Source organism: Caballeronia hypogeia (assembly GCF_001544875.2).
GTDB classification, from domain to species: domain Bacteria; phylum Pseudomonadota; class Gammaproteobacteria; order Burkholderiales; family Burkholderiaceae; genus Caballeronia; species Caballeronia hypogeia.
The window spans coordinates 16688-40456 of record NZ_FCOA02000028.1 but is presented as its reverse complement, the minus strand read 5'-3'; the positions used below and the strand labels follow the sequence as shown (position 1 = coordinate 40456).

The window sequence follows — 23769 nt, the reverse complement described above, 5'->3', positions numbered from 1 at the left end:
TCGCGGTTCAGTACGCCACGCGGCGCGGGCTCAGATAGAGGATGATGGCGCGCCCGTTGCGCGAACGCCGCCATTGCCCGCTGTGCGGAATCCCGACCTGCGTATGCGTGCCGCAGTTCGGGCACGGCGCGCTCGCCACGGGCGCGGCCGGCGTGGCGCCGTCGTAGAAGGGTGCGGGCGCGCCGTCATAGACGGGCGCGACGCCGTCGATCAACGCGCCGGGCACATAGCGCTGGCCGGGCGCGCGGCGGGCGGCGGGTCCGCCGAAGATCGGCACCGGCGCACGGCGCGCGGCCGCGACGCCGTTGCGCGAGATCGCGCGCATGGCGGGCACGAGTCCCGGCGCGACCTGGCGCGCGGCGCGCAGGAACGCGATGCGGGCGGCGCGCGCGGGCGGCACGTGTGGCGGCATCGAGGCGAGATGATGCGTCGCATGCTGGCCGATGCGCACGAGGCGGCGCGCCACTTCGAACTCGCGATCCTCGTTGCTCAGGCCTTCGAGTTCGAGGCCCAGCGCGCTGCCCGCCATGCTCGCGAGCTTGCCGCCGATCACACCGCCCGCGCCGGGCACGACGAAGTTGCCGAGCGCGCTGCCGACGATCGGCAAAGCGGACTTCGCCGCCGAGCGCAGAATGCCGCCGAGCGCCTTGCCCGCCGACGACTTCGCGAAGTTGGTCGCCGCGCGTCCGACCGATTTGATCAGGCCGCCCAGGAACTGCTCCATCTCCTGCTCGTTGCTGACGCCGAGCAGTTCGGCGGCAAGCTCCATCTCCTGCATTTCGCCCGAGACTTCGCCTTCGAACTCGCCTTCGAATTCGTTTTCGCCGACTTCGAACTCGGTTTCGAACTCGCCTTCGCCCTCGAACTCCTGAGCCGTCTCGCCCGCCGCTTCAGCCGACAATTCCTGCTCAAACTCGCTATAGCCGGGGCCCCATCCGGAGGGCCGGGAAGTTCCGATATCGTGCATTTTGTCGCTCCTTTTGCGCTGGTTGGCGAGACCGAAAGCTCGCACGCCCTTCTATTCGCGAAGGTCGTGCCAGTTTCAACGGAGCCGCGAAAGCCTTGCCGCACAAGGGTTTCGCCGATGCGCGCACAAACCGCGGGCGAATGCCGCTTCGTTTATCGCAGGACGGACGCAGCCGCGCCGCGAAGGACGCTTCGCATGGGGGCGGATGGGGGAAGCTTCAGCGGACGCGGAACACGCACTGCGGCGGTTCCGCGTGGAGATGCGCGTTCAGCGCTTGACGAGTCCGAGCACGTAGACGCAGGGATCATCGGTCGGATTGACGAACGTGCAGTCGACCGGCGGCCCGAGTTGCAGGCAATCACCCGTATTGAGCGTGTGCGTGGCCTCGCCTTCCTCGAACACCAGCGTGCCCGAGGTCACCCAGATCTGCTGATGCTGAAACGTGAACGCAGACGGCGGATACGACACCCGCGTGCGGGCAGGCAGATTGACTTCGACCAGTTCGAGCACCGAACCATTGAGCGGCGACAGCACCCGTCGCGTGTAGCCCGTTTCCGGGTCTTTCCAGACCGGCTGCGCATCCGCGCGGCTGATCCGGAGACCGGCCTGTTCCGCCAGCGCGAGCAGTGTCGACAGTTGCAGGCCGAACGCGCCGGACAAGCGTCCGAGCACCGTCGCTGTCGGACTGGCCTCGCCGCGCTCGATCTTGCTGATCATCGCTTTCGATACGCCGGAGCGCTCCGCGAGCTCGGAAAGCGACCAGTTCCGCCGTTCGCGCTCGATCTTGATGCGCGTGGCGATGGCGTCAGTCGGGTCACTCGTCACTCGGAAACCTCGTGGTCGGTTGGATGCGGAGCGACAAATTATAAGCGGCGCCCCCTCCCTCTACTTCGTATGCCCGAGCGTAAACCCCGAGCTAAATTGTTTTTGACAGTAGTCAATCGTCCACTATAGTAAACACATCGAAGTTCAGGCCTTATCAGGCGCCATCGAATACAGGACACGACCATGCCGCAAGAAATCCGCCTCAACGCCTTCGACATGAACTGTGTCGGCCACATCCAGCAAGGTTTGTGGAGGCATCCGCGCGACCAGTCCAGCAGGCACGGCGAACTCCAGTACTGGATGGACTACGCGAAGAAGCTCGAAGCCGGGCTCTTCGACGGCCTGTTCCTCGCGGACGTCGTCGGCGTCTACGACGTCTATGGCGGCAACGCCGATGCCTCGCTGCGCGGCGCGGTGCAGGTGCCTGCGAACGATCCGCTGATGATCGTGCCAGCCATGGCCGCCGTCACGAAGCATCTGGGTTTCGGCGTCACGTGCAACCTCACGTACGAGCAACCGTTTTTGTTCGCGCGTCGCATGTCCACGCTCGATCATCTGACGGGCGGACGCATCGGCTGGAACATCGTCACGGGTTACCTGGACAGCGCGGCGCGGGCCATCGGCATCGATCATCAGCTCGCGCACGACGACCGATACGACCTCGCGGACGAGTACATGTCGCTCGTCTACAAGCTCTGGGAAGGAAGCTGGGCCGACGACGCCGTGCTCAACGACCGCGAGAAAGGCGTGTATGCGTCGCCGTCGCGCGTGCGCGCGATTCATCATCGGGGCGCGCAATACAAGGTCGACGCCATGCATCTGTGCGCGCCCTCGCCGCAGCGCACGCCGGTCCTCTATCAGGCGGGCTCGTCGACGCGCGGCAGGCAGTTCGCCGCGACGCACGCCGAATGCGTGTTCGTGAACGGCCAGAAGAAGGAAGGCATACGCGAGATCGTCGGCGACATTCGCGCGCGCGCCGCGCAGTACGGCCGCAGTGCGAGCGACGTGAACGTTTTCATGGGCGCGACGCTGGTGATCGGCCGAACCGACGCCGAAGCGCGCGACAAGCTCGAGGACTACCGGCGCTACGTGAGCTCGGAGGCGGCGCTCGCGCATGCGGCGGCGTCGCTGGGCATCGACTTCTCGCGCTACGACATCGACGAACCCGTAGATACGCAGAAGAGCCAGGCGATCGTCTCCAACGTCGAGGCGATGACGCGCACCGCCGGACCGCAATGGACGCGCCGCAAGCTGCTCGAACAGATGGTGCTCGGCAGCCGGCAGACGCCGTGGGTCGGGTCCGCGCAAAGCATCGCCGATCTGATGATGGCGTGGGTCGAGGAAACCGGCATCGGCGGCTTCAATCTGTCGCGCACGGTGGTGCCCGAATGCTTCGATGACGTCGTCGATCTGCTGATTCCGGTGCTGCAGGAGCGCGGCGCGTACAAGACGGCGTATCGCGACGGGACTTATCGCGAGAAGCTCTTCGGCCATGCGCGGTTGCCGGAGTCGCATCCTGCGGCGCAGTATCGCGGCGGCTTCGGGCAGGACCTTTGATCTCTCATATCCATCATCCGCAACCGGATCGGGCGAAATCATGATCGACAAGACCAACTTTCGAGAAGCCATGGCGGGCCTGGGTGCGTCCGTCAACGTGATCACTTCCGACGGCGCGGCGGGCCGCGCGGGTTGCACCGCGTCCGCCGTGTGCGCGGTCACCGACGACCCGCCGACGCTGCTCGTCTGCATCAACCGGTCGAGCCGAAACAACGCCATCATTCGCGAGAACGGCGTGCTGTGCGTGAACGTGCTGTCGGCGGAACAGCAACACGTCGCGGCGCGCTTCGCCACTAAAGACGCCAGCATGGACGAGCGCTACGCGTGCGGCGAATGGCACGCGCTCGAAACCGGCGCGCCGGTGCTCGAAGACGCGATCAGCGCGCTCGATTGCGCGGTGCGATCCACCACGGAAGTCGGCACCCACACGGTCTTCTTCTGCACGATCGAAGCCACGCGCACGCGCAGCGAAGCCGATGCGCTCATCTATTACGCACGCAATTTTCATCGCGTCGGCAATGCGGCGGCCGGCGTGTCGCCCGTGGCGGCGTGACGTGTCGAAACCGGATCGAGATTTTTCAATGGCAATCCATTACCCGAAGATTCAGTTGCTCATCGATGGAACCTGGCGCGATGCGCCGGGCCAGCCGGTCATCAGCCCCGCCGACGAGACCGTGATAGGAGCCGTCCCCAACGCCACGCCGCACGACCTCGATGACGCGCTCGCCGCCGCGCAAAGTGGGCTCCGGGTCTGGAAGCGCACATCGCCCGCGCGGCGCGCGGAAATCATCCTGCGCGCGACGGAGCTTCTGCGCGAGCGGGTCGAAACGATCGCGCCCGTCATTGCGATGGAACAAGGCAAGACGCTCGCGCAGGCGCGCGCCGAAGTCCTGCGCAGTTGCGACCTGATGGCCTGGGACGCGAACGAAGGCAAGCGTCTGTACGGACGCGTCATTCCGGCCGAGCCGGGCATGCGTCACACTGTCATTCGCGAGCCGCTCGGCGTCATCGCCGCGTTCACGCCGTGGAATTTCCCGATGAGCTCGCCCGCCCGCAAGATCGGCGGCGCGCTGGCGAGCGGCTGCTCGATCATTCTCAAGCCGGCCGAGGAAACGCCGGCGGGCGCGGTCATGCTCGCGACCGCGCTGATGGACGCCGGCCTGCCGCCGGGCGTGCTCAATCTCGTCTACGGCGATCCCGCGCAGATCTCGGAGCATCTGATCTCGAATCCGGTCGTGCGCGGCATCACCTTCACCGGGTCTACGCCCGTCGGCAAGCATCTCGCGGGACTCGCGGCGCGCTTCATGAAGCCGGCGATCATGGAACTGGGCGGTCACGCGCCAGTGATTGTCTGCGATGACATCGATGTCGATTCCGTCGCGCTTGCATGCGTGAAGGGGAAGCTCAACAACGCGGGGCAAGTCTGCGTGGCGCCCACGCGCTACTTCGTGCATCGCGCGGTGTATGACGCGTTCGTCGCCGCGTTCGTGCGGCATGGCAAAGAGGTTCGTGTCGGCCATCCGCTCGAATCCGGCAGCGATATCGGCCCGCTCACGAACCGTCGCAGGCTGGAGGCGATCGAAGCGCTCGTGCAGAACGCCGTGGATGAAGGCGCGCGCCTCATGTGCGGCGGCAAGCGGCTGCCGGGCGCGGGTTATCTGTTCCCCTTCACGATTCTCGCCGACGTGCCCGACTCCGCTCGCGTGATGCATGAGGAACCCTTTGGGCCCGTGTGTCTCGTGACGCCCTTCGATTCCCTCGATGAAGCCATCGCGAAGGCGAACGCCCTGCCCTTCGGGCTCGCGGGCTATGCGTTCACACGCTCCGCCGCAACGGCGTACCGGCTCGGACAGGAAATGGACGTGGGCAATCTCGCGATCAATCACTTCGTGTCGGCCGTATCGGAGACGCCGTTCGGCGGCGTGAAGGAAAGCGGCTACGGACGCGAAGGCGGCGTCGAAGGACTGGAGTGCTATACGACGGTCAAGAGCATCTCGCATCTGATCGTGTGATCGTCTGATCGCGTCGGGCGGGAATCGGCCGATAAACCGCATGTGAAGTTCCTCGCGTCTGGTCGCGACCAGGCGCGTGCAGGACGGAATGCCAGCGGTGGCATTCCGGGGCAAGGCAACACCGCACAGGTTGACGGCGTTCTCGTCCGGGACATTGCAGCCCGTGGCTCCGCTCGTCTTTTCAAAATAAAAGCTTGTGGAGTCTCGATGCGTCCCATCCACACCCTCGTCGTTCTGCCGCCCGCGTTCGTACTGCTCGGGCCGTTCTTCCTGAATCGCGTGACGCCGTTCGTTCTAGGCATGCCCTTTCTGCTTGCGTGGCTGGCCGGGACGCTCGTCATCACGTCGATCGTGATGGCGCTCATCTGCCATTCCGACAGCAAGCACCGCGTCAAAACCAGTGAAGAATTCGCGGGAGACCATGCATGAATAGCGCACTGTTGATCATTTTCGCCGCCATGGCGCTGGCGTTGTTTCTCGGCATCCGCGCCCGGCCAGGGAAAGGCATGAGTCTCGAGCAATGGGCCGTCGGCGGGCGAGGATTCGGCACCGCGATCGTGTTCCTGCTGATGGCCGGAGAAATCTATACGACCTTCGTGTTCCTCGGCGGCAGCGGATACGCCTATGGGCACGGCGGCGCCGCGTACTACATGATCGGCTACGGCAGCCTGTGCTTCGTGCTGTCGTACTGGCTGCTTCCGCCCATCTGGCGATACGCGAAGCAGCGCGGCCTCATCTCGCAACCCGACTTCTTCGCCGCGAAGTACAGCAGCCCGATGCTCGGCGTGTTCGTGGCGATCGTCGGCATCGTCGCGCTCATTCCGTATCTCGTGTTGCAGCTCAAGGGGCTCGGCATCATCGTGACGGTGGCCTCGTATTCGGCCTTGTCATCGACTCAGGGCGTATGGATCGGGGCGACCGTCGTCGCCGTTTATGTCGCGTTGTCGGGCGTGCATGGCTCCGCGTGGACCTCCGTCGTGAAGGACATTCTCGTGATGGGCGTCGCCGTCTTTCTGGGCCTGTACCTGCCGTTCCATTACTACGGCGGCGTCGGGCAGATGTTCGCCGCCATCGAAGAAGCGAAGCCCGGCTTTCTCGCCCTGTCGTCGCGCGGCGAGAGCCCGGTGTGGCTCGTCTCGACCGTGCTGCTCTCGACGCTCGGCTTCTACATGTGGCCGCACATGTTCATGGCGACCTACACCGCCAAACGCGAGGAAGTGTTGCGCCGGAATGCTTACGTGCTGCCGATCTATCAGCTCATGCTGCTGTTCATTTTCTTCGTGGGCTTCGCGGCGGTCCTGCGCATTCCCGGCCTCAAGGGAACCGAAATCGATCTGGCGCTCCTCAAGATCTCGATGGCGACATTCGATCCCTGGTTCGTCGGCGTGATCGGCGCGGCCGGTGTGCTGACCGCGATCGTGCCCGGCTCGATGATCCTCATGACCGCATCGACGCTGCTCGCGAATAACGTCTACCGCGTGGCGCGGCCGGGCGCAAGCAAGGAACACATCGCCGCTTCCGCGCGCTGGATCGCGCCGCTCATCATGCTGGCCGCCGTGTTCTTCACGCTGCAGGGCGGGCAGACCATCGTCTCGCTGCTGCTCATGGCCTATGCGCTCGTGACGCAACTGTTCCCGGTGCTCGTGGCTTCGCTGATGCGCAATAACCCGGTCACGCGGCCCGCCGCTTTCGCGAGCATCATCGTCGGAGAAGCGACGGTTGCGGCCGTGTCGCTCACGAAGAGCACGATCGCGCAACTTTTCCCGTTCCTCCCCGATGCGCTGAAGGACCTGAACGTCGGCATTGTCGCGCTCGTGCTCAACGTAATCACGCTCGTCATCGTGACCCTGCTCACGAGACGCGCGACCGATGAAGCACGCAGCGGCGCGACAGCGCTTTGACGAACCATTGAGGATGACGTGATGAACGGACACTCCGGATTCGAGATTGCCTACGTCGAAGCGCAATGGCATTCGGACATCCTGGCCTCGGGCAAGGAAGCCTTCGCGCGTCGCATGCAAGCCAAAGGAATGGATGAAAGCCGCATCCACTACTTCACCGTTCCCGGCGCGTTCGAGATTCCCTTGTTCGCGCGCCGGCTCGCGGCGAGCGGGCGTTACGACGCGATCGTGGGCGCGGCGTTCGTCGTCGATGGAGGAATCTATCGCCATGATTTCGTCGCGAGCACGGTCGTCGATGCACTGATGCGCGTGCAACTGGATACGAACGTTCCGGTTTTCTCGATGGTGCTCACGCCACACCACTTTCACGAGCACGCGGCGCATCTGCAGTTCTTCAAGGACCATTTTCCGATCAAGGGAGGCGAGCTGGCCGAGGCTTGCATGCAGCAACTTCTCAGCCTGCAGGCGCTCGACGACTATCGCGTCGAGACACTGACATGAACATTCGAAACGAGCATGAATCAAGGTATTGAAGCGCAACTGGACGCACTGATCGACGAACATCTTCCGCGATGGATTTCACTGAGGCATGACCTGCACGCGCACCCGGAACTGCGCTACGAGGAAGTCCGCACCTCGGAAGCGGTGGCCGATGAACTACGGCAGATCGGATACGAAGTCACGCGAGGGCTGGGTGGAACCGGCGTGGTCGCGAGCCTGCCCGGCGCCGATCCTTCCCGCGCGATTCTGCTGCGCGCGGACATGGACGCGTTGCCGATCCGCGAGACGAGTCAGCACGCATATGCGTCGCGTCACGAAGGCCGCATGCACGCCTGCGGTCACGATGGCCACACGGTCATGCTGCTGGCCGCCGCGCGCGTGCTCAAGCAATTGCCGCGATTGCCCGGCAGCGTTCATTTCGTCTTTCAGCCTGCGGAAGAAGGCGGCGCGGGCGCGAAGCGCATGCTCGACGAAGGCTTGCTGGAGCAATTCCCGAGCGAAGCGGTGTTCGCGATGCACAACTGGCCGAGCCTGCCCGTGGGACACTTCGGCTTGCGTGCGGGGCCGATCATGGCGGCGGGCACGCGCTTTCGCATCGTCGTGAAAGGTGTCGGCGCGCACGCGGCGCAACCGCATCTCGGCATCGATCCCGTGCCGATCGCCTGCGCGCTGGTGCTTCAGTTCCAGACGCTTTGCGCGAGGCACAAGGATCCGGTCGATCCGGCCGTGCTGTCGGTTTGCATGATGCACGCGGGAGAGACGGACAACGTCGTGCCCGAATCGGTCGAGATGCGAGGGACGATTCGCACCTTGTCGTCGCGCCTGCTGAACGAAATCAAGGCGAGCGTGGACCGCCTCTGTCAGGGCGCAGCGCATTCATATGGCGTGCGGATCGAAACGGAGTTCTTCCAGTACTATCCGGCGACCGTCAACACGAAAGCCGAAACCGATTTCTGCGCCGCCGTGCTGCGCTCCACCTTCGGCGACGACCGGGTTCACGCCGATGTCGAACCGAACATGACATCGGAGGACTTCGGGTTCATGCTGGAAGCCCGTCCCGGCGCCTATGTGCTGGCCGGAAGCGGTGGCGATGCGGGCCTGCACAACCCGGCCTATGATTTCAACGACGCGCTCATCCCGGCAGGCGTTCGCTACTGGACCGCGCTGGCGCACGGCTATTTCCAGCGGCCGTCCGCAGCGCGCTGAAACGACAGGAGATATTCCCTTGGCAATGGCGGAAAGTAGCGGCGTGCGGCGACTGCTGGTGGAACGCGCCGGCCCCGTGTCGGTGATCTCGCTCGCGCAGTTGTTCGGAACCTCGCTGTGGTTCAGCGCCAACGGCGCTGCTTCCGGAATCACGCGCGCGTGGCACGCCAGCGCCACGGATATCGGCTGGCTGACCAGCGCGGTGCAGGCTGGCTTCATCCTCGGCACGCTGACGATGTCGCTGACCGGCATCGCCGACCGGTTTCGCGCGAGTTCCATCTTCGTCCTGAGCGCCGTTCTCGGCGCCATCTTCAACGCGATGTTCGCGCTGCTCGCGACAGGCGTGCTTTCCGGCGCGATGTGCCGTTTTCTCGTCGGCATATGTCTGGCCGGCATCTATCCGATGGGAATGAAGCTGATCGTCAAGTGGGCGCCCGAGAAAACCGGTCCGGCGCTGGCGCAGCTCGTCGCGATGCTGACCCTGGGCTCAGGCCTTCCGCACGCGCTGAAAGTGGTAGGCGCGGACTGGCCGTGGCAGGCGATCATCGTGGCGTCGTCGGTGCTGGCGCTGATCGCGGGCGCGCTCATCGCCGTTCTCGGCGACGGGCCACGGCCACGAATCGATCCTCGCCGGCAGGAAGCAGGCGCGGCCGCCGCTTCGCCCGGAATCTTCGACGCACTCAAACGCCCCGACTTTCGCAGCGCGGCGCTGGGCTATTTCGGCCACATGTGGGAGCTCTACGCGTTCTGGACGCTGGTGCCGCTTTACATTTCACGCTCATCGCTGGCGCAGGGCGTGCATGCGGGCGGCGTGTCCGGTCTTTCGTTTTTCGTCTTCGCGGCGGGCGCCGTCGGCTGTCTCGCGGGCGGCATGCTGTCGCGAAGGATCGGCAGCGCTGGCGTCGCCGCGGGCGCGCTGGCGATATCGGGCACGTGCTGCGTGCTGTTCGCGCTGATGTGGCGCAATGCCGGCACCCCGCTTCTGTTTCTTCTGCTGCTCGTGTGGGGCGCGACGGTGGTCGCGGATTCGCCGCAGTTTTCCGCGCTCTCCGCGAAGGCTTGCCCGCCCGAACTCGTGGGAAGCGCGCTCGCGATTCAGAACTCGATCGGCTTCGCGATCACGGTCGTATCGATCTCGGCGGCAACCACGCTGTTCGAGAGAATCGGGCTCGACTCGGCGTGGCTGCTCGTCATCGGTCCGATCGCGGGCCTGGCCGGATTCGCCCCGCTGCTCAGACGGCAGGCGAGAGGCGAGACATCACGAATCTAGCGCGTGCAATTCAGGCGTCGCCCGGCTTCGCGCGGTCATCGAGAATCAGCTGAAGGAACGTGAGGTCGAGCCATTCGCCGAACTTCATGCCGACCTGAGGCATCTGGCCCACGTGACTGAAACCGAGCTTCTCGTGCAGGCGAATGGAGCCCTTGTTTCCCGATTCGATCGCGGCGACCATGACGTGCTTGCCGATGCCGCGCGCACGCTCGATCAACGCAAGCATCAGCGCCTCGCCGATGCGCTTGCCGCGCTGACCGGCGTGCACGTAGACCGAGTGCTCCACGGTGTGGCGGTAGCCATCGAACGCGCGCCAGTCTCCGAACGACGCATAGCCCGTGACCTCTCCGGCTTCATCGACCGAGACCAGCACCGGGTAGCCCTGCTTCTGACGCTCCGCGAGCCACTGCGTGCGGTTCGCTACGTCGACGAGCCTGTCGTTCCAGATTGCCGTGGTGTGCTGCACGGCGTCGTTGTAGATCGAGGTGACGACCGGGAGGTCGTCGAGCACTGCATCGCGGATATTCATCGTTCGAGCCCGTATTTCATAGTTGACTAACGTCTACTATAGTATCCGAACAAAAATCAGGCGCCAATTCAAACGATCGCCAGCGTCACGAGGGTAAGAACGAGGTATCGGCCGAGTTTTGCGATCGTCACGAGCAACACGAAGCGCATGAACGGCTCGCGCATGACGCCGGCGAGCAGCGTGAGGGGATCGCCGATCACCGGCGCCCAGCTCAGGAGCAGCGACCACTGACCGAAGCGTTGGTAGGTGCGTTGGGCCTTTTCGAGCTTTTCATCGGAAACGGGAAACCAGCGTTTGTGTTTCCAGCGTTCGATATAGAGGCCGAGCAGCCAGTTGACGACCGATCCGAGCACGTTGCCAACCGTCGCCACCGCAAGCAGCAGGTTCACCGAATAGTGCTTGCTCAGCAGCAGTCCGACCAGCACCGCCTCCGACTGGAGCGGCAACAGCGTCGCCGCGCCGAAGGCCGCGAGAAACAGGCCGCTGTAGACCGACCACGTCAGCATGGAAGACCGTCGCCTCGGTCGTGCCAGCGAACGATTTCAATGAACGGACCCGATGTGTGAATTCCCATGAACGCTTCCCTGCTTGCCGAAGCGTGCATGATAGCCGTTCATCGAGTACCCGGATGAACGCAGCAGCAGCGAAAGCATCCGGGCAATTTCCTCGCGACGCACGGACGTCAGTTCACGTCGACCAGCACGCGGCCTTTGAGCTGACCCGCGAGCATGGCTTCGGCCGCTGCGCCCACGTCTTCGAGCCGGACCGTTTGCGCGGCGATACCGTCGAGCAGCGTCGCCGGAAGGTCGATGACGATGCGGTTCCACGCCTTGATGCGATCCTTCGACGGCAGCATCACCGAATCGACGCCGATCAGCCGCACGCCGCGCAGGATGAACGGCATGACGGTGGTCGGCAGGTCCGCGCCTCCGGCGAGCCCGCACGCCGCGACCACGCCGTTGTAGTTCATCTCGGCGAGCACGCGGGCGAGCACCTTCGAACCGACGGTGTCGATGGCCGCGGCCCATTTCTGAGCTTCGAGAGGACGCGGGGCGTCGGCCCATTGCGGGCCATCGACGAACTCTTTGGCGCCGAGGCCCTTCACATACTCGTGCTTCTCTTCATTGCCGGTGAGCGCGCTGACTTCGTATCCCAGCTTGCTCAACACCGCGACGGCCACGCTGCCCACGCCACCCGCCGCGCCCGTCACGAGCACCGGACCGCTGGCGGGCGTGATGCCCGCGCTTTCGAGCGCGTTCACGCACAGCATGCCGGTAAAGCCCGCGGTGCCGATCATCATCGCCTGCCGGGTGGTGAGACCCTCGGGCAGCGACACCAGCCATTCGCCGCGCACGCGCTGATACTGGCTGTAGCCGCCCCAGTACTTCTCGCCCACGCTCCAGCCGGTGAGCACGACTTTCTGACCGGCGCGCAGATTCGGGTTCGACGTCTCGACCACTTCGCCGGCGAAGTCGATTCCCGGAACGAGCGGCCACGTCTTGACGATCCTCCCCTTGCCCGTAACGGCCAGCGCGTCCTTGAAGTTGATGGTCGAATATTCGATCTTCACCAGCGTGTCTTCGTCCGGCAGCGAGTCGAAACCGAGCTTCTCGATCGCGGCCTTGGTCTTCTTGTCTTCCTCGCGGAGCATCATTGCATTGAAGGTCTGTCCGGACATTACGTTCTCCAGTTGGATGATTCGGGTTTGAAGCATCAGAATTCGAAGCGGCGGTCACGCCAGCGGATGGCCTCGCGCATGCCCTGCGCGCGCGCGACTTCCATGAACGCCTTCTTGTCGGGCGACACCGCCGTCTCGACCGCATGGTCGATATCGAGCGCGTGCTTGAGCGTCTCCTTCATGCCGCGCGCTTCGAAACTGTGATTGATCGCGCGCTTGGTTTCGCGCATCAGGTTCGGGTCGATGACGCACATCGTGCGCGCGATGCGAAGCGCTTCGTTCAAGTGCTCGCCTTCATCGACGACGCGATTGACGAAGCCCAGTTCCGCGCCCTTCTCCGCCCCGATATGGTCGAGGCCGGTCAGAATGATTTCCTTCGCCTGCTTGGGGTTGGTCATCCAGGGCAGCAGCATCGTGACGATGCCCGCGCCGAACTTGAGTTCGGGCTCGCCGAAGATGGCCGAGCGCGCGGCCACGGTGATATCGCAGGCGAGCACGATCTCGAACGCGCCGGCCACACACGCGCCGTGCACCGCGGCGATGGTCGGCTTGGGGCAGTCCCAGAAACGCATGGTGGTATCGAAATCGCGGTCGAGAATTTCGCGCCACACGGCCGCGCCTTCCGGACGCGCTTCCATCTGCTCCTTCAGGTCGAAGCCCGACGAGAACGCCTTTCCCTCACCGGTGATGACGATCGCGCGAACCGCTTCATCGTCTTCCGCGCGGTTCATGACCGCGTTGATCTCTTCCAGCGACTTCTTGCCCAGCGCGTTCAGACGCTCAGGACGGTTCAGCGTGATGATCGCGATCGAGTCTTTGACTTCGTATTTGAGCGTGATGAATTCGGACATCGGGTGTCTCCGGTTCGGTCTCAGGAACGGCCCGCAAGGGGCGAAAGCGTGCCGCCGGAAATCATGTTGCGCAGCTCGCGCCGGTCCGCCTTGCCGGTTCGCCCGACAGGAAGCGCATCGGCGATATAGATGAAGTCCGGCATCTTGAAGCGGTCGAGCCGGGTCGAAAGAAATGCGCGCAGCGGGTCCGCTTCGATCGCGCAGCCGCTGTTCGGAACGATCAGCGCATGAATGCGCTCGCCGAGAATCTCATCGGGCGCGCCTACGACCATGCAGTCGCAAACGGCCTCGTATTGCTTGAGGGCGCGTTCGACTTCCATAGGCGTGACCTTGTTGCCGCCGCGCGAGATGAGCTCCTTCGAGCGGCCCATCAGACGCACCTGACCGTCCAAATCGAGCTGGGCGAGGTCGCCCGTTCTGAACCATCCGTCGGAGAATGCCGCTTGCGTGAGGCCGGGTTCATCGAGGTAGCCCGTCATCAGGAAGGGACTGCTGATCTGCAATTCGCCGATGACGCCCTGCCCACACGGCGCGCCCGGTTCATCGACGACGCGAAACCGTACGTTGCTCGACGGCAAGCCCAGCGAGTGAGGATTCGCCTGCCGGTCCGGAGGAAACTGGAAGAAGTCGCAGGTCGATGTCTCGGTGAGGCCGAAGATATTCACCAGATCGGTATCCGGAAAGAGCCGCGCGACCTGCGTCGCGAGCTGCTCGCTCAACTGCTCGCCGCCGGTCAGGATCTGGCGCAGCGTCGGGCATGCGGCGGTGAGACCGTCGGCGCCCTGCGCGAGCACGGCGAGCATGGCGCGCAACATGGTCGGCACCACGCCGACGCGATGAATCTGTTCATTGCGCAACTGTTCGAGCAGCAGCGCCGGAACGAACTTCTGCGGCAGCACGATGGTCCCGCCGCCGATCAGCGTCAGAAGGCTCGACCAGATGCCGAAGCTGAACGTGATGTTTAGCAGTTGCAGCGTGCGTTCGTTGCGGCGGAAATGGATCATCGCGTCGATTGCGCGAAGCTTTCCGCTGAAGGCGTCGTGACCGATCACGACACCCTTCGGAACGCCCGTCGAGCCGGACGTGAAGATGATCATCGCGGCGCGTTCGAGTTGCGGGCGCGCCGGCGGCGGCGTCTCGCCGATTCGCGTGACGGCGTCGTCTTCCGAGCGCGCCACGTCGACCAAGAGCCGCGCGCGGCTTCGGCCCTGCACGCTGTCGATCACGCTCGCCGGCGACGTGCGATGCAGCGGCACCACCACGCCGCCCGCGAGCCACACGCCGAGAAAGCCGGCAAGGTCGGCCGGATGACTGGAGACGAGCACGTGCACGGGTTCGTCGGGACGGCAATCGTGCGCGGCGAGTGCGCGCTCGACACGCATCGCGCGTTCGAGCAGCGCTTCGTACGTCAGCTTCGTTTCAGCCGCTTCGATCGCGACCGCCGCGCCATGCCTTCGACACGCGGCCGCGAGAATGAAGCCAAGGTTATTCATTTCATCCATGAGCGTTCAGTGACACCAAAGTATGCGAATGATTGAACGAGTCGCTTACAGCAGAAGGAGCGTGCCTCCCATTACCGCGAGCATGACGAAGAAGATGATGACGGTGAAGCCCATCACCCGGCCCATGCCCACGCCGGCGATAGCGAGCAGCGGAATGACCCACATCGGCTGCACCATATCGGCCACGCCTTCGCCGAGCGCGACGGCAATGGCGACCGCATGCTGCGAGACGCCGAGATGCTGGGCCGCGGGCACGACGAACGGCGCCTGCACGATCCAGTGTCCGCCCGCGCTCGGCACGAACATGCTGATGAGCACGGACGAGACGAAGGTCCAGAACGGGAGCGTGTGCGTGGTCGAAAAGCTGATGAACCATTTCGCCATTTCGTCGGCGAGGCCCGTCACTGTCATGACGCCCATGATGCCGCCGTAGATGGGAAACTGAAGCAGCACGGGACCGGCGACTCTCGCGGCGTTGTTGATTGCGGTGAGGTAGGCCCGCGGCGTCCAGTGCGTCACCAGACCGAGGATAAGGAAGATCATGACGAGCATGTTCAGGTCCATCGTGAACTTGCCGGCCATGACTTTCATCACGATATAGCCCATCCCCAGCACGACGAGAATCAGGTTAAGTACCCATCCGTGATCCAGCCACGCGGCGAACGTCTTCGGACGTTCAGTCGAGACATCGACGGTGTCTTCCTCGATGAGTTTCGCCGGATCGGCCGCGATGGTTTCGTTGTCATGCGGCTTCATCATTCGAAACACGAGCGGAACCAGCACGCCGAGCACGATGACCGGAACGAAGTTCAACGGCGACAGCAGGAATTCCCGCATCGGCAGCACCGAGCCGGTCACCTTCTCGATGATGTTCAGCGGCGAGCCATTGGTCGCGCTCAAGAGGGCGATGGAACTGGAAAGGCCGCACGGATAAAACGACCAGCCCGCGTACGCCGCCGCGACCAGCCACGCGAAGTCCACTCGCACACGCTTGGCGATCTCGCGGGCGAACAACGCGGAGACGACCAGACCGACCGCCCAGTTGAGCAGGCCGCTGGCCATCGAGACGAAGAAGGTGAGCGTCATCGCGCCCGCGGCGGTCGTCGGATACGACGCGACCTTCCTGAGCAACATCGACACGGGCTTCGAGGTCGACAATGCGTGTCCCGTGACGAGCGTCAATGCGACCAGAAAGGCGAAGCTCGCGATCTTGAAGACGCCGTCATACCAGCTCGTCACAACCGTGCCGATATCGCCATGCGGCGCGAGCGCAACCGCGAGCACGCACGTCAGCAACGTAAGCAATACAGCGATGACGAACGGGTCCGGCATCACCTTCTCGACAAGCACCACGCACACGCGCGTGAATCCGCGTAGCCCGTAGGATCGCACGGGCCTGTTCATTGACGACGCTGCTCCTGCGTTCACCTTTTCCATTGCTCATGTCTCCGTTGTCTGATGCGTTTCATGTCGCTCAGTCATGTGGGCGAGGTACTAGACGACCGGTCAGTTAGGGACGTTATAGCCCCTAGTTGACTGGTCGTCTACAAAAACCTATAGTGGTTCCGGGAAAGTACTGACGCGGCTCGACCAGGCAACGGACATGACCTTTGAGGAGACTTTCGAGTGAGCACCGGACTTGGCGCGGATCGAACAGAAGCGCTGGCGGCGTCGCGCGCCAATCGCGCAATAGCGGTGATCGCGCTCGCGCAGTTGTTCGGCACGTCGCTATGGTTCAGCGCGAACGCCGCCATGCACGATCTGCAGTTGTCGTGGCACCTCACCGCATCGGGAATGGGCTGGCTCACGAACTCCGTGCAGGCCGGGTTTATCGTCGGGACCTTGATTTCGGCTTTTACGGGCATCGCGGACCGATTGCCGACGAGCCGCGTTTTCGCCGCATGCGGCGTGCTCGGCGCGGTGCTGAATGCGCTCTTTGCCTTGTGCAGCTCGGGCTTCGCATCGGCGGTCGTGTTTCGATTCGGCGTGGGCGTCGCGCTCGCGGGCATCTATCCGCTCGGCATGAAGCTGCTCGTGACCTGGGCGCCTGCCCGCGCCGCGCAGACGCTCGCGTGGCTCGTCGCGATGCTGACGCTGGGTACGGCTTCTGTACATGCAATACGCGGCGCGTTCGACGCGCTGCCGTGGCAGACAGTCGTGCTTGCGTCGTCGCTGCTGGCGCTCATCGGCGCGGCGATGGTGCTCACGCTCGGCGAAGGGCCGCATGCACGCCGGGCTCAATCGAAGGCAGGCGTGGGCAACGCCCGCTCGGTATTTCGATCACCCGAATTCCGCGCCGCGGCATTCGGCTATTTCGGTCACATGTGGGAGCTTTACGCATTCTGGACGCTCGTGCCGCTGCTCGTCGTTCATGCACTGCAGAGCGGCGCTGCGGCGTCCACGCGGGACGTCGCGCTGTGGTCCTTCGCGGTGATCGGGATCGGCGCGCTGGGCTGTGTCGCCGGCGGCGCTTTCAGCAAGCGTTTCGGCAGTGCGCGCGCGGCGTTCGCCGCGCTTCTCGTGTCGGGATCGATCTGTCTGCTCTACCCGTTTTTCGCCGATAAAGCGCCCGCCTATGCGCAACTCGCCGTGCTGCTGATCTGGGGCGTGAGCGTGGTCGCCGATTCACCGCAGTTCTCCGCGCTTTCCGTGCGCGCCTGTCCGCCCGAACGGGTCGGCGGCGCGCTGACGATACAAAACAGTCTCGGTTTCTTCATCTCCGCCTGCTCGATCTTTTCGGCGACGAGTGTGTATCACGCGTTGGGTGCGTGGAGTTCGCTGCTCTTGCTGCCGGGCCCGCTGTTCGGCCTGATCGCGATGAGTCCGCTTCTGAAGAAACAGCCGCGCTGGTAGAAAAAGCATCAATCATTCGAAGGACGTCAGAACCATGGCAACGGTTGCAACCAAAAGAGATAGTGGCCGCCGCTCCGAGCTGATCCGGCTCGGTGTCGCGATCCTCACCGAGAAGGGCTTTCATAACTTCTCGCTCGATGAACTCGTCGCGCTCGCCGGCGTGCCGAAAGGCTCGTTTCATTACTACTTCAGCAGCAAGGACGCGTATTGCCTGGAGGTCATCCAGGCGTATCACGAGTACTTCGCGAAGAAGCTGGACATGCATCTGAAAGACGCGAGCCTCTCGCCGCTCGAACGCATCAAGGCGTTCACGGAAGACGCCGCTATAGGCATGCAGCGGCACAAGTTCAAGCGTGGTTGCCTCGTCGGCAATCTGAGCCAGGAACTGGCCGCGCTGGACGAAACCTTCCGCCGTGCCCTCATGGACGTTCTGCAGGACTGGCGCGGCCGAATTCGTGCGTGTCTGGAGGAAGGCAAGGCCAGTGGCGAAATTCGCGCGGATGCCGACACCGCCGCGCTTTCGCGATACTTCTGGAATGCATGGGAAGGCGCGGTGATGTGCTCGAAGCTCGAAAAGTCCAGAGAGCCGCTGGATGACGCGAGCGCTGCGTTTCTCGCGCATCTCACGCCTCGCGACAAACGTTGAGTACAGTTGTTGAACCCAAGATCAAGGAGAAAGCATGAGCGGAGACAATGGCTGGAGCAAAACCCTCAACGGAATGCCCGCGGTGGGTTCGAGCGCCGAGCGCCAGAAAACGATGAGCAAGCGCGACATCGAACTGTTCACGGAAATCACGGGCGACCGCAATCCGTTGCACTACGATGAAGAACTCGCGGAGCAATCCCCTTTCGGCGGTCTGATCGTGCAAGGCGGCGTCACGTCCGGCATGCTCAACGCCATCGTCGCCGAGGCGTTGCCGGGTCCGGGCACCGTATTCCTCGGGATGGAGCTCAAGTTCTCCAAGGCCGTGCTCGTTGGAGACACGGTGACCGGTCGCGTCGAAGTGAAGTCCGTGCGTGAAGACAAGCCCATCTGCAACGTGGAAGTCTCCGTCACCAATCAGAAAGGCGAGGTTTGCCTGAGCGGCACCGCGACGACTTACACCATGCCGTTGAAGCAAGCCTGAGGCGTGAGGCATCAGGCCCGGTGCCCGGAAGAGTCAACGCATCGATGGAGCGGCCGAGGTCGAGGCGCCCTCCTGATTCGCCGTCAGCGTCCAGGGTATCGATGCACCGGCGATCTCGCGGATGCGCTTCTTGTCGATCTTGCCAACTGAAGTTCGCGGAATTGCGTCGGTGAATGCCCAATGCTCGGGAATCCACCATTTCGCGACCTTGCCGAGCAGATGCGCGCGCAGCGCGGGTGCGCTCGCCGTCTCGTCAGGCTTCAAGACGACGATGGCAGCGGGCCTTTCCTGCCAGCGCTCATCCGGCACCGCGATGACGGCGACATCCAGAACCGATGGATGACTTCGAATCGCGCTTTCCAGCGCCAGCGACGGAATCCACTCACCGCCCGACTTGATGGCGTCCTTCAGTCTGTCGGTGAGGCGGATGAAACCGTCAGAATCCACGGTGCCGAGGTCGCCAGTGCGAAGCCATCCATCCTGCAGGTGATTCTGGTCTTCGACATCCAGATAAGACTGCGTAACCCAGGGCCCGCGAATCTGTATCTCGCCGACGGCAACGCCATCGGTTGGCAGCGTGGCGCCGTCGAGATCGGACACGCGCACTTCGAGTCCGCAGACCACTCTCCCCTGAGCCGATGCACAGCGGTGTCGGTCATCCGCGCTGCTCACCCACGCCGGCGTTTGCGCGATCGCGGACATGGACGAGGTCTCCGTCATGCCCCACGCCTGAACCATGCCGATGCCCAGCGCCGCGTAATCATCGATGAGCCGGTGCGGCACTTGCGCCCCTCCGCAACTCACCGACTTGAGCCGGCCAAGACGGCTCAGGCCACGCGCGCGCATCTCGGAGAGGACATCGGACCAGATGGTCGGCACGCCGGCGGCGATCGTGGGAGATTCGGCCTCGATGAGCGCGATCAGAGCCGATGGATGCATTGACGCACCCGGAAGAATCAGATCGCAACCGGCCATCAATGCGGCGAACGGAAGGCCCCAGCCGTTGACGTGATAGAGCGGCACGGCCGGCAACAGACAGTCGTTGCTGCTGAGGCCCACGGAGTTCGCGGTGCAGATGCTCATCGCCTGTAGCCAGATCGAGCGGTGGCTATAGGCGACGCCTTTCGGCAATCCGGTCGTCCCGCCGGTGAAGCAGATGATGGCGGCCTCGTTCTCGTCGATGTCTGGCCAGTCGATGCGAGGCGCGCCTTCGGCGAGCAGCATCTCGTAGTCGATGGTTTCGCACGGCACTTGCGGCGCGACGCTCGCCGCTCGCGAACCCACGGTCACCACGAGCCTCAGCTTCGGAAGTCGATGCGCGAAAGATGCAAACCCTTCGAGGTTCTGGCTATCGAGAATGACGACCTCGTCATTCGCATGTTCGGCGATGTAGGCCTGCTGATCCGCATGCAGCCTCACATTGATCGTGTGAAGGATGCGGCCGCTCGCCGGAACGCCGAGATACGCCTCCAGATGCTCGCGAGACGCACCGGCCAGCGTGCCGACGACCGTTCCGGCCGGAAAGCCGCGCTCCTCGAGCGCATGTGCGAGTCGTCCCGCGCGCTGAGCCAGCTCCGCGAAGGTCTGTTCGACACGAAGGCCATCGGCCGTGACGGATACGATTCTCGACCGTCCATTCACACGACATGCATGACGCAACAACAACGCAAGGCCGAGTTGATTCGCCTGCATCGTACTTTTCATCGATGTCTCCTTCACTAATACGGACTACATATTGTTGTGCGCAAGATTGCGGACCGGCGATATCGCACTATCGCCGACCGCACCTTCGCCATCGAACAAATCAGAGCTTCCCGTAACGTGAGTCGCGCCAGTCGAGCGCCTTGCGAAGCCCCTCTTCCTTGACCCGTTGAGCGAACCCGGACTTCTCCGGCGAGTAGGCCGCGTTGAGCGTCGCGGCCACGTCCAGATTTGCATTGACGGCCTGACGCAAGCCCATTGCCTCATACGCGCGGGTCAGCGCGATCTTCGTGAGCTTCAAGGTGATATTGGGCGTGACGGCGATCTTCCGGGCGAGCTTGTCGACAGTCTCGATCAGTTCGTCCGCGGAAACGACACGGTTGATCATCCCGATCTTTTCCGCTTCCGCTGCTGAAATCACGTCGCCTGTCAGAAGCAGTTCATTGGTCTTTTTCTGGCCGATGAGAAACGGCATCAGGATGGTGACAGGCCCCGAACCGAAGCGGATTTCCGGCTCGCCGAACTGTGAGCGCTCGGTGGCGACGATCATGTCGCAAGCCATCGCGAGTTCGCATGCGCCGGCCAGACACCAGCCGTCGACTGCCGCGATCGTCGGCTTGTGCGAGGCCCATACGGACATCGACAGATCCACGTTGCGCGTGAGCGCGTTGTGCCAGTCCTCCGGTCGCTCGATGCCGGCCGCCACCTCTTCAGCAATGTCGTAGCCGACCGAAAACGCTTTACCCGCTCCCCTGATGACGATCACGCGGACCGCGTCGTCCTCGTTCAGTTGCTGTATCCACTGCCGCATCGCAATCACTACCGTGGACGACAACGCATTGAGCTTGTCGGGGCGATTGATGACGAGCCATGCGATGCCCTCTCGCACGTCACAACGCACAACTTCGTTTGAATCCTCCAGCATGGCGCATCTCCTGGTGAACAATGGTTGCGGATGAGTTCAAGAGCCTTCGACGACCAGACGAGGAACCATGCGAATCGCCGTCGCAAAGTTGGAATAGTTCGGCGAGGTTTTCATCACGATGGCGTGAAGTTCTTCCAGCTTCTCGCGCGGGGCATTCGACTTGATGCGCACCGTATAGCTGACTTCTTCGTACCCCGGCTTCACCGATGTGTCGAGGCCCAGAAAACCACGCAGATCGAGTTGACCGAAGCTCTCGATCTCGAGCTTCTCCAGCTTGATGCCCATCACGGCTGCGTTGGCCGCATAGCCGACCGACATGCAAGCATTCAACGCTGCGAGAAGCAGCTCCTGTGGGTTGGGAGCCGAATTGGTTCCGAGTAATTCGACCGGTTCGTCGGCGGCGATGTCGAAACTACGCTCGATCGTCTTGCCGCCGAGCTGGTAACTGGAAACGGTCGCCACAGTCTTCGTCTGGCTCGCCCACCTGGTCGTGACCTTGAAGCCAGCCGTCCCTGTTTCAGGTCGTTGTTTTACGTCGTTCGCGAAAGCGCCCAAAGCGTTGACGTCGATATCGTTCAAGTTCATAAGTCGCTCCTGGAATAAGGTTGTGCGGTCAGGCCTTGTCGAACGCGTCCAGCGTCCGGGCGGAATAAACCAGTGCGGCGCCGGCGTTGAGATTGATCGCGACCCCCAAGGCTTCAGCCAGTTCGTCTGCCGTCGCGCCGGCCTTTTTCGCTTCGGCCGCGTGGAACGCGATACAACCATCGCAGCGAGTGGTGACGGCGACCGCGAGAGCAATCAGCTCTCTCGTTTTCGCATCGAGATGGCCGGTTTTTTCACCGGCTTGCGCGAGCGCCGCGACACCTTGCATGGTCGATGGAGTGAGCTTGCCGAGCTGAGCGAGTCTTTCGTTCAGATCACCCCGGTACTTGTTCCAGTCAAACATGTGAGCTCCTGTTGAAGTAGCGTGGGTCGAATTCTAAACCTTCTAGTTGGTAGGTCGATAAACGAAAGCATGAATTGCCAACCTACCAACTGGATGGTAAAGTGCGCGAAAACTCGTCTGCCTGGAAATATGGAAACCACCACGCGCACAAAAATTCTTTCGCTTGCCGAGCGGCTGCTTCGGACTCGCGGCTACGCTGACTTCAGCTATGCAGATCTCGTCGATGAAGTGGGCGTTCGCAAGGCGAGCATCCATCATCACTTTCCGACGAAGGAACAGTTAGGCGTGGAAGTTGTCGAGGACTACCTCGCGCGCTTTCGCGAGGAACTGGAGGCCATACTCGGGAATGACCAGAGCGCGCCGCGACGTCTGAGCGCGTATGCCGAACTGTTCAGTGCGTCGTTGTTCGACGGCACGTTTCCGCTTTGCACGGCGCTCGCCGCCGAACTGGCCGCGCTTCCCGAGCGGATGCAGGATCAGACCAGAGCGTTCTTCCAGATCCATCTGGACTGGCTCGAACGCGTCGTGCAGCAAGGGAAGAAAGCGCGCGAACTGGACGGAGCGCCCGCGGCCCGAAAGGCGGCGAACATCCTGCTGAACGCGATCGAGGGCGGCGCGGTCGTCGCCTGGGCGTTGGGCAAGCCTGAATCGGTCACGATTGGCTTCGACGAACTGGTCCGGCTCTGGAGCAGCAAGTCACGGTGATGGATCGTCGCGCTCGCAAGGCTTCGCAAACGATGTGCGAGCGCAGCGGCCTGGCAGGTCACGCCCCTGAAGGCGTGACCGAACGGCCTGCTCTCGTTGGCAGGCGCAGAGTCAACTCATTGCAACTCGCTGCCGCGATTACCGCTCTTCGGGGAAGAGCGCTGCCTGGACCATGGCGCGCGCGGCGGCATTCCGGTCGACCAGAAATTCGTCGCGATTCTTTCCCGCGATCCAGTTCGGTGCGCGTCCCCGCCCGCTCCAGGTCGCGCCGCTGAGAGGGTCCTGATATCGCGCAGGCGCGTCGACTTCGGGAACGCCGGGCTTTCGGCCCATCAATTCGTTCAGCGTGATTCCATACTCGCGCATCTTCTGCACGATTTCGATCAACGCAAGCCGGGTTTCCTTATCACGCGCCTCGGCCAATTGCTTTTCCAATGCCTCCTGCTTTGCGAGGAGTTGAGTAATCTCGGAGCTTTGATATGCCATATTCCTGATCGTTGTCTGCGCGGATTCGCGTTCAGCGAATCGTCGGAATTACAAGGGGAACCATCAGTAGCCGCGCACGGAGATGTGCGCGAGATATTCGGAGAAGGCGCTGCGCATATCGGCGATCGCCGCTGCTGAACCTGCCATCCCGAATATTACGTGAAGTCGGCGATGTTCATACCGATCATCCGTACGGTTGTGTTGGGAAGACGCCGTGGAATCGATTT

The 23769-nt window shown here is 63.2% G+C and carries 25 protein-coding genes; 12 read left to right on the top strand and 13 right to left on the bottom strand.

Features of this window, described 5'->3' with window-relative positions; genetic code table 11:
- Positions 1–7: 7 nt before the first annotated feature.
- Both AWB79_RS29770 and AWB79_RS29765 read right to left on the bottom strand, forming a co-directional pair.
- Positions 8–967, bottom strand: coding sequence for a hypothetical protein (locus AWB79_RS29770; protein WP_061171026.1), 960 nt, complete (start codon positions 965–967; stop codon positions 8–10).
- Between the two features lie 267 nt (positions 968–1234).
- Positions 1235–1792 (bottom strand): helix-turn-helix domain-containing protein, encoded by a 558-nt coding sequence (locus AWB79_RS29765; protein ID WP_061171025.1) that lies wholly within the window; start codon positions 1790–1792, stop codon positions 1235–1237.
- A gap of 183 nt (positions 1793–1975) precedes the next feature.
- On the opposite strand from AWB79_RS29765, the gene AWB79_RS29760 reads away from it, so the two are divergent.
- From AWB79_RS29760 to AWB79_RS29725, 8 genes are all read left to right on the top strand, one after another.
- On the top strand, positions 1976–3349 hold the full coding sequence (locus tag AWB79_RS29760) for an LLM class flavin-dependent oxidoreductase (protein WP_061171024.1): 1374 nt from the start codon (positions 1976–1978) through the stop codon (positions 3347–3349).
- 40 nt (positions 3350–3389) lie between these two features.
- A complete protein-coding gene (locus AWB79_RS29755; RefSeq protein WP_061171023.1) occupies positions 3390–3902 on the top strand; it encodes a flavin reductase in 513 nt (170 codons plus the stop codon).
- A gap of 28 nt (positions 3903–3930) precedes the next feature.
- Complete coding sequence (locus AWB79_RS29750) at positions 3931–5361, top strand: NAD-dependent succinate-semialdehyde dehydrogenase (protein WP_061171022.1); 1431 nt, start codon at positions 3931–3933, stop codon at positions 5359–5361.
- 207 nt (positions 5362–5568) lie between these two features.
- Positions 5569–5790 carry a DUF3311 domain-containing protein gene (locus AWB79_RS29745; RefSeq protein ID WP_061171021.1) on the top strand — a complete coding sequence of 74 codons (222 nt, stop codon included), beginning with the start codon at positions 5569–5571 and terminating at the stop codon, positions 5788–5790.
- Positions 5787–7262, top strand: a complete 1476-nt coding sequence (locus tag AWB79_RS29740; RefSeq protein WP_061171020.1) for a sodium:solute symporter family protein — start codon at positions 5787–5789, stop codon at positions 7260–7262. Before AWB79_RS29745 ends, AWB79_RS29740 begins: the two co-directional genes overlap by 4 nt.
- A 21-nt stretch (positions 7263–7283) precedes the next feature.
- Positions 7284–7763, top strand: coding sequence for a 6,7-dimethyl-8-ribityllumazine synthase (locus AWB79_RS29735; RefSeq protein ID WP_061171019.1), 480 nt, complete (start codon positions 7284–7286; stop codon positions 7761–7763).
- Positions 7764–7778: 15 nt separating this feature from the next.
- Positions 7779–8969, top strand: coding sequence for a M20 aminoacylase family protein (locus tag AWB79_RS29730; RefSeq protein WP_082862501.1), 1191 nt, complete (start codon positions 7779–7781; stop codon positions 8967–8969).
- A gap of 25 nt (positions 8970–8994) precedes the next feature.
- Positions 8995–10239, top strand: coding sequence for an MFS transporter (locus AWB79_RS29725; protein WP_061171018.1), 1245 nt, complete (start codon positions 8995–8997; stop codon positions 10237–10239).
- A gap of 10 nt (positions 10240–10249) precedes the next feature.
- Here AWB79_RS29725 and AWB79_RS29720 read toward each other — a convergent pair whose 3' ends face one another.
- From AWB79_RS29720 to AWB79_RS29695, 6 genes are all read right to left on the bottom strand, one after another.
- Positions 10250–10768: a GNAT family N-acetyltransferase gene (locus AWB79_RS29720; protein WP_061171017.1), complete on the bottom strand. Its 519-nt coding sequence runs from the start codon at positions 10766–10768 to the stop codon at positions 10250–10252.
- A 68-nt stretch (positions 10769–10836) separates the two neighbouring features.
- Positions 10837–11274 carry a YqaA family protein gene (locus tag AWB79_RS29715; protein ID WP_061171016.1) on the bottom strand — a complete coding sequence of 146 codons (438 nt, stop codon included), beginning with the start codon at positions 11272–11274 and terminating at the stop codon, positions 10837–10839.
- A 176-nt stretch (positions 11275–11450) separates the two neighbouring features.
- Positions 11451–12446 (bottom strand): MDR family oxidoreductase, encoded by a 996-nt coding sequence (locus AWB79_RS29710; RefSeq protein WP_061171015.1) that lies wholly within the window; start codon positions 12444–12446, stop codon positions 11451–11453.
- A gap of 35 nt (positions 12447–12481) precedes the next feature.
- The gene (locus AWB79_RS29705) at positions 12482–13297 is read right to left on the bottom strand and encodes an enoyl-CoA hydratase/isomerase family protein (protein ID WP_061171014.1); all 816 of its coding nucleotides are present in this window, start codon (positions 13295–13297) and stop codon (positions 12482–12484) included.
- 20 nt (positions 13298–13317) lie between these two features.
- Positions 13318–14799, bottom strand: coding sequence for a class I adenylate-forming enzyme family protein (locus AWB79_RS29700; RefSeq protein ID WP_061171013.1), 1482 nt, complete (start codon positions 14797–14799; stop codon positions 13318–13320).
- A gap of 45 nt (positions 14800–14844) precedes the next feature.
- Positions 14845–16203 (bottom strand): short-chain fatty acid transporter, encoded by a 1359-nt coding sequence (locus AWB79_RS29695; protein WP_063963572.1) that lies wholly within the window; start codon positions 16201–16203, stop codon positions 14845–14847.
- Positions 16204–16425: 222 nt separating this feature from the next.
- Between AWB79_RS29695 and AWB79_RS29690 the strand changes: the two genes are divergently transcribed.
- From AWB79_RS29690 to AWB79_RS29680, 3 genes are read left to right on the top strand one after another with little or no spacing between them, the layout of a single operon-like run.
- Positions 16426–17652 (top strand): MFS transporter, encoded by a 1227-nt coding sequence (locus AWB79_RS29690; protein WP_063963571.1) that lies wholly within the window; start codon positions 16426–16428, stop codon positions 17650–17652.
- 34 nt (positions 17653–17686) lie between these two features.
- Positions 17687–18298, top strand: coding sequence for a TetR/AcrR family transcriptional regulator (locus AWB79_RS29685; protein WP_063963570.1), 612 nt, complete (start codon positions 17687–17689; stop codon positions 18296–18298).
- A 34-nt stretch (positions 18299–18332) separates the two neighbouring features.
- Positions 18333–18779, top strand: a complete 447-nt coding sequence (locus tag AWB79_RS29680) for a MaoC family dehydratase (protein WP_061171011.1) — start codon at positions 18333–18335, stop codon at positions 18777–18779.
- 33 nt (positions 18780–18812) lie between these two features.
- Here the strand turns inward: AWB79_RS29680 and AWB79_RS29675 are convergent, their stop codons facing one another.
- The 4 genes from AWB79_RS29675 to AWB79_RS29660 all read right to left on the bottom strand — a co-directional run bounded on the left by AWB79_RS29675 (position 18813) and on the right by AWB79_RS29660 (position 22351).
- Positions 18813–20483 (bottom strand): long-chain fatty acid--CoA ligase, encoded by a 1671-nt coding sequence (locus tag AWB79_RS29675; RefSeq protein WP_082862502.1) that lies wholly within the window; start codon positions 20481–20483, stop codon positions 18813–18815.
- A gap of 100 nt (positions 20484–20583) precedes the next feature.
- Positions 20584–21405, bottom strand: a complete 822-nt coding sequence (locus AWB79_RS29670) for an enoyl-CoA hydratase/isomerase family protein (RefSeq protein ID WP_061171010.1) — start codon at positions 21403–21405, stop codon at positions 20584–20586.
- Positions 21406–21441: 36 nt separating this feature from the next.
- On the bottom strand, positions 21442–21990 hold the full coding sequence (locus AWB79_RS29665) for an OsmC family protein (RefSeq protein WP_061171009.1): 549 nt from the start codon (positions 21988–21990) through the stop codon (positions 21442–21444).
- Between the two features lie 28 nt (positions 21991–22018).
- Positions 22019–22351: a carboxymuconolactone decarboxylase family protein gene (locus AWB79_RS29660; RefSeq protein ID WP_061171008.1), complete on the bottom strand. Its 333-nt coding sequence runs from the start codon at positions 22349–22351 to the stop codon at positions 22019–22021.
- Positions 22352–22480: 129 nt separating this feature from the next.
- Here AWB79_RS29660 and AWB79_RS29655 point away from each other — a divergent pair, with 129 nt between their 5' ends.
- Positions 22481–23056 (top strand): TetR/AcrR family transcriptional regulator, encoded by a 576-nt coding sequence (locus AWB79_RS29655; protein WP_063963568.1) that lies wholly within the window; start codon positions 22481–22483, stop codon positions 23054–23056.
- Between the two features lie 138 nt (positions 23057–23194).
- Here the strand turns inward: AWB79_RS29655 and AWB79_RS29650 are convergent, their stop codons facing one another.
- Positions 23195–23491 (bottom strand): H-NS histone family protein, encoded by a 297-nt coding sequence (locus AWB79_RS29650; protein ID WP_374728572.1) that lies wholly within the window; start codon positions 23489–23491, stop codon positions 23195–23197.
- Positions 23492–23769 lie beyond the last annotated feature (278 nt).

Excerpts from the sequence above, each read along its gene's own strand:
- AWB79_RS29745 (WP_061171021.1), top strand. The coding sequence starts at position 5,569 with ATGCGTCCCATCCACACCCTCGTCGTTCTGCCGCCCGCGTTCGTACTG.
- AWB79_RS29695 (WP_063963572.1), bottom strand. The coding sequence starts at position 16,203 with ATGAACAGGCCCGTGCGATCCTACGGGCTACGCGGATTCACGCGCGTG.
- AWB79_RS29730 (WP_082862501.1), top strand. The coding sequence starts at position 7,779 with ATGAATCAAGGTATTGAAGCGCAACTGGACGCACTGATCGACGAACAT.
- AWB79_RS29680 (WP_061171011.1), top strand. The coding sequence starts at position 18,333 with ATGAGCGGAGACAATGGCTGGAGCAAAACCCTCAACGGAATGCCCGCG.
- AWB79_RS29655 (WP_063963568.1), top strand. The coding sequence starts at position 22,481 with ATGGAAACCACCACGCGCACAAAAATTCTTTCGCTTGCCGAGCGGCTG.
- AWB79_RS29670 (WP_061171010.1), bottom strand. The coding sequence starts at position 21,405 with ATGCTGGAGGATTCAAACGAAGTTGTGCGTTGTGACGTGCGAGAGGGC.
- AWB79_RS29740 (WP_061171020.1), top strand. The coding sequence starts at position 5,787 with ATGAATAGCGCACTGTTGATCATTTTCGCCGCCATGGCGCTGGCGTTG.
- AWB79_RS29660 (WP_061171008.1), bottom strand. The coding sequence starts at position 22,351 with ATGTTTGACTGGAACAAGTACCGGGGTGATCTGAACGAAAGACTCGCT.
- AWB79_RS29665 (WP_061171009.1), bottom strand. The coding sequence starts at position 21,990 with ATGAACTTGAACGATATCGACGTCAACGCTTTGGGCGCTTTCGCGAAC.
- AWB79_RS29750 (WP_061171022.1), top strand. The coding sequence starts at position 3,931 with ATGGCAATCCATTACCCGAAGATTCAGTTGCTCATCGATGGAACCTGG.
- AWB79_RS29770 (WP_061171026.1), bottom strand. The coding sequence starts at position 967 with ATGCACGATATCGGAACTTCCCGGCCCTCCGGATGGGGCCCCGGCTAT.
- AWB79_RS29735 (WP_061171019.1), top strand. The coding sequence starts at position 7,284 with ATGAACGGACACTCCGGATTCGAGATTGCCTACGTCGAAGCGCAATGG.
- AWB79_RS29720 (WP_061171017.1), bottom strand. The coding sequence starts at position 10,768 with ATGAATATCCGCGATGCAGTGCTCGACGACCTCCCGGTCGTCACCTCG.
- AWB79_RS29725 (WP_061171018.1), top strand. The coding sequence starts at position 8,995 with ATGGCGGAAAGTAGCGGCGTGCGGCGACTGCTGGTGGAACGCGCCGGC.
- AWB79_RS29705 (WP_061171014.1), bottom strand. The coding sequence starts at position 13,297 with ATGTCCGAATTCATCACGCTCAAATACGAAGTCAAAGACTCGATCGCG.
- AWB79_RS29685 (WP_063963570.1), top strand. The coding sequence starts at position 17,687 with ATGGCAACGGTTGCAACCAAAAGAGATAGTGGCCGCCGCTCCGAGCTG.
- AWB79_RS29700 (WP_061171013.1), bottom strand. The coding sequence starts at position 14,799 with ATGGATGAAATGAATAACCTTGGCTTCATTCTCGCGGCCGCGTGTCGA.
- AWB79_RS29675 (WP_082862502.1), bottom strand. The coding sequence starts at position 20,483 with ATGAAAAGTACGATGCAGGCGAATCAACTCGGCCTTGCGTTGTTGTTG.
- AWB79_RS29755 (WP_061171023.1), top strand. The coding sequence starts at position 3,390 with ATGATCGACAAGACCAACTTTCGAGAAGCCATGGCGGGCCTGGGTGCG.
- AWB79_RS29715 (WP_061171016.1), bottom strand. The coding sequence starts at position 11,274 with ATGCTGACGTGGTCGGTCTACAGCGGCCTGTTTCTCGCGGCCTTCGGC.
- AWB79_RS29760 (WP_061171024.1), top strand. The coding sequence starts at position 1,976 with ATGCCGCAAGAAATCCGCCTCAACGCCTTCGACATGAACTGTGTCGGC.
- AWB79_RS29710 (WP_061171015.1), bottom strand. The coding sequence starts at position 12,446 with ATGTCCGGACAGACCTTCAATGCAATGATGCTCCGCGAGGAAGACAAG.